The organism is Phycicoccus flavus (assembly GCF_004025965.2).
GTDB lineage: Bacteria > Actinomycetota > Actinomycetes > Actinomycetales > Dermatophilaceae > Phycicoccus > Phycicoccus flavus.
Genome location: NZ_SAYU02000066.1, coordinates 17,140 through 23,675, shown reverse-complemented (window position 1 = coordinate 23,675; position 6,536 = coordinate 17,140). Strand labels below are relative to the sequence as shown.

Annotated in this window: 7 protein-coding genes; 2 read left to right on the top strand and 5 right to left on the bottom strand. The window is 71.6% G+C overall.

All coding sequences use genetic code 11. From position 1 onward, the window contains the following. Positions 1 to 62: 62 nt before the first annotated feature. Complete coding sequence (locus EPD83_RS16285) at positions 63 to 248, top strand: PGPGW domain-containing protein (protein WP_128365283.1); 186 nt, start codon at positions 63 to 65, stop codon at positions 246 to 248. Here EPD83_RS16285 and EPD83_RS16280 read toward each other — a convergent pair. Both EPD83_RS16280 and EPD83_RS16275 read right to left on the bottom strand, forming a co-directional pair. Next, positions 241 to 735: a DUF456 domain-containing protein gene (locus EPD83_RS16280; protein WP_128365282.1), complete on the bottom strand. Its 495-nt coding sequence runs from the start codon at positions 733 to 735 to the stop codon at positions 241 to 243. The genes EPD83_RS16285 and EPD83_RS16280 overlap by 8 nt on opposite strands. Then, on the bottom strand, positions 735 to 953 hold the full coding sequence (locus EPD83_RS16275) for a DUF7455 domain-containing protein (RefSeq protein ID WP_128365281.1): 219 nt from the start codon (positions 951 to 953) through the stop codon (positions 735 to 737). The genes EPD83_RS16280 and EPD83_RS16275 overlap by 1 nt, the downstream gene beginning before the upstream one ends. A gap of 243 nt (positions 954 to 1,196) precedes the next feature. Between EPD83_RS16275 and EPD83_RS16270 the strand changes: the two genes are divergently transcribed. Further along, positions 1,197 to 3,323: a DNA gyrase/topoisomerase IV subunit B gene (locus EPD83_RS16270; protein WP_128365280.1), complete on the top strand. Its 2,127-nt coding sequence runs from the start codon at positions 1,197 to 1,199 to the stop codon at positions 3,321 to 3,323. Positions 3,324 to 3,350: 27 nt separating this feature from the next. Here EPD83_RS16270 and EPD83_RS16265 read toward each other — a convergent pair whose 3' ends face one another. The 3 genes from EPD83_RS16265 to EPD83_RS16255 are packed head-to-tail and all read right to left on the bottom strand — an operon-like array spanning position 3,351 to position 6,412. Next, the gene (locus EPD83_RS16265; protein ID WP_128365279.1) at positions 3,351 to 4,379 is read right to left on the bottom strand and encodes a LacI family DNA-binding transcriptional regulator; all 1,029 of its coding nucleotides are present in this window, start codon (positions 4,377 to 4,379) and stop codon (positions 3,351 to 3,353) included. A 27-nt stretch (positions 4,380 to 4,406) separates the two neighbouring features. Continuing rightward, positions 4,407 to 5,387, bottom strand: a complete 981-nt coding sequence (locus EPD83_RS16260) for a carbohydrate ABC transporter permease (RefSeq protein WP_128365278.1) — start codon at positions 5,385 to 5,387, stop codon at positions 4,407 to 4,409. After that, the gene (locus EPD83_RS16255; protein ID WP_128365277.1) at positions 5,387 to 6,412 is read right to left on the bottom strand and encodes a carbohydrate ABC transporter permease; all 1,026 of its coding nucleotides are present in this window, start codon (positions 6,410 to 6,412) and stop codon (positions 5,387 to 5,389) included. Before EPD83_RS16255 ends, EPD83_RS16260 begins: the two co-directional genes overlap by 1 nt. Positions 6,413 to 6,536: the final 124 nt, after the last annotated feature.

Here is a 6,536-nt window from a genome sequence, read left to right as displayed (position 1 = left end):
CTCATCGACCGCCTCGACGAGCGCTGGGAGCGCCGCGAGAACAACTGGTGACCCTGCGTCACGTGGCCGCCGGAACCCTGGCGGCCGGGTCGTTGCTGGCCGTCCTCGGCCTGGTCCTCGTCCCCCTGCCCGGCCCGGGACTGCTGCTGCTGGTCCCCGGGGCCGTCCTCCTCGCCGCCGGAGGCGCCGCCCAGCTCGTCGTGCGCTCCCGCCAGCGCGCGGACCGCGAGCTCGTCGACGTCAGCTGAGCAGCACGCCGACGACGTACAGGCCGGCGACGACGAGCGCCGCGGCCATCTCGATGCCCCACCCCTGGAGGATCGCGAGGACGGCGTGCCGGGTCCGCGCCCAGGACTCCTGACGGCCCGAGCCCCGGCCGGTCTCGACGAGCCAGATGCCGCCGACGAAGCCGACGACCGCCCCGATCACCGGGACGAGGAAGAAGCCGACGACGGCCAGCAGGACGGCCACGACGATCGTCGAGGTCGCGACCCCCCGCTCGCGCATCCGGCGGCCGGGGACGAGGTACTGCAGGACCGCGCCGGTCCCGGCGACGAGCAGCCCGAGGACGAGGACGACCCAGCCGACCACGCTCTGCGTGGCGAGGGCCCACACGCCGAGCCCGGCCACCACGAGGAGGAGGCCGGGCAGGACGGGAACGACGATGCCGACGATCCCGAGGGCGATGAGGAGGGGCGGCAGGACGACCCAGGCGTCCTGCCCCAGCCGCTCCATCAGTCGTCGGCGACGCTCGTCACCGGGGGCTCGGTCAGCCGGTCGCTCTCGTCGAGGATCTCGGCCTTGTCGGCGAGGGCCGGGACGTGCTCCCGGCCGTGGTGGGCGCAGAACAGCAGCTCCCCGCCCGCGTGCAGGCGAGCCCGCACGTAGGCCTGGGCGCCGCAGCGGTCGCAGCGGTCTGCGTTGGTCAGGCTTGGTGCCAGTGCGGCGTTCACGTCGGCCTCCTCGGCTCGCTCGGGGTCTGCCCGGGGTTCGTGGTCACCACCCTGTTCGGATGGCGTCCTGTAGAACAGTCAAGCACGCCCGATGCTTCCCGGAGGCCAAGGGTCGGCGAACCGGGCCGGTGGTGTCGAGATCGTGACCTTCCGGCCGAGCCGGCCCGGTGCGCCCGGCCCCTGACCTGCGCCGCGGCGGTGCGCCTGTCCGGGGACGTCCGAGCCGCCGGATACCGTGGCGAGGTGCCGAGCACCACAGCGAAGAAGACCGCGACGAGCAAGTCCGCGTCCGAGTACACCGCCCACCACCTCCAGGTCCTCGAGGGCCTGGAGGCCGTGCGCAAGCGTCCCGGCATGTACATCGGCTCCACCGACTCCCGCGGCCTCATGCACTGCCTCTGGGAGATCATCGACAACGCGGTCGACGAGGCCCTGGGCGGGCACTGCGACCACGTCGAGGTCATTCTCCACGCGGACGGCTCGGTCGAGGTCCGCGACAACGGCCGCGGCGTCCCCGTCGACATCGAGCCGCGCACCGGCCTCACCGGCGTCGAGCTCGTCTACACCCGCCTGCACGCCGGCGGGAAGTTCGGTGGGGGCTCCTACACCGCGTCCGGCGGCCTGCACGGCGTCGGCGCCTCGGTCGTCAACGCGCTCTCCTCCCGGCTCGACGTCGAGGTCGACCGCGGCGGCAAGACCTACGCGATGAGCTTCCGGCGCGGCGAGCCCGGCGTGTTCAGCGACCTCGCGGGCGCGCAGGGGGCCAAGGACCCCGAGCACGCGTTCACCCCGTACACCGCGAACAGCGAGCTCGAGGTCGTCGGGCGGGCCCGGCGGGGTGTCACCGGCACCCGGGTGCGCTACTGGGCCGACCCGCAGATCTTCCTCCGGGAGGCCACCTTCGACGCCACCGGCCTGCTGGCCCGGGCCCGGCAGACCTCCTTCCTCGTCCCGGGGCTGACCATCGTCGTGCGCGACGAGCGCGGCGAGGAGCCCACCGAGGAGGTCTTCCTCCACGACGGCGGCATCTCCGAGTTCTGCGACTTCCTGGCCCCGGACGCCCCGGTCACCGACACCTGGCGCCTCCAGGGCAGCGGCACCTTCACCGAGACCGTGCCGGTGCTCGACGGCCAGGGCCACATGACGCCCACCGAGGTCGAGCGCGAGTGCGCCGTCGACATCGCCGTGCGCTGGGGCACCGGCTACGACACGACGGTGCGCTCGTTCACGAACATCATCGCGACGCCCAAGGGCGGGACCCACCTCGCCGGCTTCGAGCAGGCGCTGCTCAAGGTCATGCGGGCCCAGGTGGCGGCGAACGCCCGCAAGCTCAAGGCCGGCACCGACAAGGTGGAGAAGGACGACGCCCTGGCCGGGCTCACCGCGGTCGTCACCGTCCGCCTCGCCGAGCCGCAGTTCGAGGGCCAGACCAAGGAGGTCCTCGGCACCGCCGCGGTCCGCCAGATCGTGGCCAAGGTCGTCGAGACCGAGCTCGGTGCGGTGCTCACCTCGACCAAGCGGCCGTTCAAGCAGCAGGCGGCGACGCTGCTGGAGAAGGTCGTCTCGGAGATGAAGTCGCGGATCAGCGCGCGGCTGCACAAGGAGACCCAGCGGCGGAAGTCGGCGCTGGAGTCCTCGACCCTCCCGGCCAAGCTCGCCGACTGCCGCAGCAGCGACCCGGAGCACACCGAGCTGTTCATCGTCGAGGGCGACAGCGCGCTCGGCACGGCCAAGCTGGCCCGCAGCAGCGACCACCAGGCCCTGCTGCCGATCCGGGGCAAGATCCTCAACGTCCAGAAGGCCTCGGTCACCGACATGCTCGGCAACGCCGAGTGCGCGGCCATCATCCAGGTCATCGGCGCCGGCTCCGGGCGCACCTTCGACCTGGAGTCCGCCCGCTACGGCAAGGTCATCATCATGACCGACGCCGACGTCGACGGCGCCCACATCCGGACCCTGCTGCTCACCCTCTTCTTCCGCTACATGCGCCCGCTCGTCGAGGCCGGTCGGGTCTACGCCGCCGTGCCGCCGCTGCACCGGATCGAGGTCGTCAACGCCGGCAGCAAGCCCAACGAGGTCGTGTACACCTACTCCGAGGCCGAGATGCGCCGGACCATGGCGTCGCTGCAGAAGCGCGGCCGGAAGACCAAGCCGCTGCAGCGGTACAAGGGCCTCGGCGAGATGGACGCCGACCAGCTGGCCGAGACGACGATGGACCCGGGGCAGCGCACGCTGCGCAAGGTGACCCTGCACGACGTCGACGCCGCAACCCGGGTCTTCGAGCTGCTCATGGGCGGCGAGGTCGGCCCCCGCAAGGACTTCATCGTCGACAGCGCGGGCGCCCTCGACAAGGAGCGCATCGACGCCTGAGCCCGCGGTCCCCGGCGCCGCAGGGCGCTAGAGCGGCGTGGGGGCGACGGCCGCCGGAGCCGCCGTCGACTCGCGCACGACGAGCTCGGTGGGGACGACGAGCTCGGCCGGCGCGGCGGGCGGGTCCTCGCCGAGCGCCTGCAGCAGCAGCGCGGCGGCGGCCCGGCCCTGGGCGGTGACGTCCTGGCGGACCGTCGTGAGGCCGAGGACCTCCGAGAGCATGAAGTCGTCGATGCCGACGACCGAGAGGTCCCGCGGCACGTCCAGGCCCAGCCGGCGGGCGGTCTCGCGCACGCCGATGGCCATCTCGTCCGAGGCGGCGACGAGGGCGGTCGGCCGGTCCGGGCCCGACAGCAGGTCCGCGCAGTCGCGGGCGGCGGCGTCGGCGGTCCAGTCCGAGCCGAGGACCCAGCCGTCCGGCACCTCGAGGCCGCGGTCGTCCATCGTCGCGAGGAACGAGGCGAGCCGGTCCTGCGGCGCCCGGACGTGGGCGACGTTCTGCGGGACGACGCCGATGTAGCCGATGCGCTCGTGGCCGAGGGCGACGAGGTGCTCGACGGCGGTGCGCATGGCCGCCCGGTCGTCGATGCCGACGAAGGGGCGCCCGGGCACCGGCGAGCCGATGGCGACGAGCGGCAGGCCCAGCCGGTCGACGAGCTCGACCTCGTCGGGGACCATCGCGACGTCGAGGCTGATGACGCCGTCGACGCGCTTCCACAGCATGTTCTGGGTCAGCGGCAGCCGGGAGTCGAAGGTCTCGTCCTCGAGGTCGAAGAGGATCGCGTGGTGGTCGTGGGCCCGCAGCTCCTTCTCGATGGCGCTGACGAGCGTCGCGAAGTACCACCGGCTGAGGAACGGCGCGACGACCGCGACCACCCGGGTCCGCCCGGAGGCGAGGGAGGTCGCGGTCGGCGACGCGACGTAGTGCAGCTCCTCGGCGACCTCGAGCACGCGGCGCCGGGTGGCCGGGGAGACCCGGTCCAGGCCACGGAGGGCGCGGGAGACCGTGGCGACCGACACCCCGGCCACCCGCGCCACGTCCGTGATCGTGCTCATGGCGACGTCCCGTCCGCGGAGGGTCGCTCAGCCCTTGGTGCCGCCCGCGAGCAGGCCGCGGACGAAGTACCGCTGGAGGCTGAGGAAGACGGCCACGGGGAAGGCGATCGAGATGAACGCCGCGGCCGACATGAGGTACCAGCGGTTGCCGAGGGTGCCGCTGATGTTGTTGAGCACCATCGTCAGCGGGGCGAGGCTGCCCTCACCGGCGTTGCCGCCGAGCATCGTGATGGCGACGAGCAGGTCGTTCCACACCCAGAGGAACTGGAAGATGCCGAACGACGCCAGCGCCGGCGTGATGAGCGGCAGCAGCACCTGGAAGAAGATCCGCACGTGCCCGGCCCCGTCGACCCGGGCCGCCTCGAGCAGCGACGCCGGGATCTCCTTCATGAAGTTGTGGAGGAGGAAGACGGCCAGCGGCAGGGCGAAGGCACTGTGCGACAGCCACAGCGCCCAGTAGGTGCCGTTGATCCCGATCTGCTGGTACATCGTGACCAGCGGGAGCAGCGCGATCTGGAGCGGGACGATCTGGAGGGCGAACACCCCGACGAAGAGCGCGTTGCGGAACGGGAAGTCGATCCACGCGAAGGCGTAGGACGCCAGCGAGGCCAGGAGCAGCGGCAGGAACACCGCGGGGATGGCGATGACGAACGAGTTGACGATGAAGTCCGTCAGCGGCGGCTGGCCCTCGGCGCCGCCGAGCACCTGGCTGTAGTTGTCCAGGGTGAAGCCGGTGCTCAGGGCCTGCCACCAGCCGGTCTCCTGGATGTCCTGCTGGTTGCGGAACGAGGTGACGAGGAGGCCGACCGTCGGCGTGGTCCAGGCCAGCGCCATGATGATGGCGACGGCCGAGGCCCACGGGTTCGTGACGGCCCGGGCGGCGTTGCCGGTGGCCGAGCGCCCGAACCGGCGGCCGGAGCCGCCGGAGCCGTGCGGGGTCTTGGCCTCGACGTGGGTCTCGTCCTCGGCCATCTCCGTCGAGACGGGGGGCGGGGTTGCCGTGCTCATCAGGCGTCCTTCCGCAGCTGGATGACGTTGAAGACGATGATCGGGGAGACCAGCAGGAAGATGACGATGGCGATGGCCGCACCGAGACCCGGCTGCTGGGTGACGAACGAGCGGTTGTAGAACTCGTTCGCGAGGATGGAGTCCCCGAACTTGCCTCCGGAGGAGGCCTGGACGATGTCGAAGGCCTTGAGCGTCGCGATGGCGATCGTCGTGAGGACGACGATGACCGAGGAGCGGATGCTCGGCAGCGTGACGTAGCGGAACATCTGCAGGCCCTTGACCCCGTCGAGCTTGGCGGCCTCGATGATCTCGTCGGGGATGGCCTTGATGGCCGCCGAGAGGACCGTCATCGCGAACCCGGCCTGGATCCAGACCATGATCGCGATGAGCGCGAAGGTGTTGCCCGGCGGGTTGCCGATGAAGTCGATCGGCTGCATGCCGAGCTTGGTGATGATCGCGTTGAGCAGGCCGACCTGGGTGGCGTCGGGCGAGCCGTTGTAGAAGTAGACGAACTTCCAGATGAGGGTCGCGCCGACCATGGAGATGGCCATCGGGAGGAAGATCAGCGCCTTGGCGGCGGCCTCACCGCGGGCCCGGTCGATGAGGATGGCGTAGAGCAGGCCGAGACCGGTCGCGAAGAACGGCACGAGGACGACCCAGAACGCGGTGTTGCGGAAGACCTCGGGCAGGCCCGGGGTGGTCCACAGGGCCTGGAAGTTGTCGAACCCGACGAACTTGCCGCGGGTGCGCGGGGTGCCGAAGTTGAGGTCGAAGAACTTGCCCGAGTAGAAGGCCCGGCGGATCGTGAGGATGGCCGGGTAGATGAGGGCGATCGCGATGAAGAAGATCGTGGGCCCGACGAAGGCCGCGGCCTGCACCTTCTCGCCGACCCGCCCCTTGAAGAGCGAGGCCAGGAGCAGGATGCCGATGAAGACCGCGCCGAAGACGGCCAGACCGAGGAACATCGTCCCGATCCGGCTCACGGTGTCACCTGCTGCGGTGACGACTGCCGATGTGACGAACATGCACACCTCCGGGAAGGGTCAGTCGCCGGCGGCGGGGGGGGGGGGGGGGGGCCCCCCCCCCCCCCCCGGGGGGGGGGGGGGGGGGCGGGGGCGGGGGGGGGGCCCCGCAGCGCGAAGGTTTGGG

What these genes read in the sequence shown, in the direction of transcription:
- EPD83_RS16280 (WP_128365282.1), bottom strand. Translation starts at nt 735, where the DNA reads ATGGAGCGGCTGGGGCAGGACGCCTGGGTCGTCCTGCCGCCCCTCCTC.
- EPD83_RS16265 (WP_128365279.1), bottom strand. Translation starts at nt 4,379, where the DNA reads ATGAGCACGATCACGGACGTGGCGCGGGTGGCCGGGGTGTCGGTCGCC.
- EPD83_RS16260 (WP_128365278.1), bottom strand. Translation starts at nt 5,387, where the DNA reads ATGAGCACGGCAACCCCGCCCCCCGTCTCGACGGAGATGGCCGAGGAC.
- EPD83_RS16255 (WP_128365277.1), bottom strand. Translation starts at nt 6,412, where the DNA reads ATGTTCGTCACATCGGCAGTCGTCACCGCAGCAGGTGACACCGTGAGC.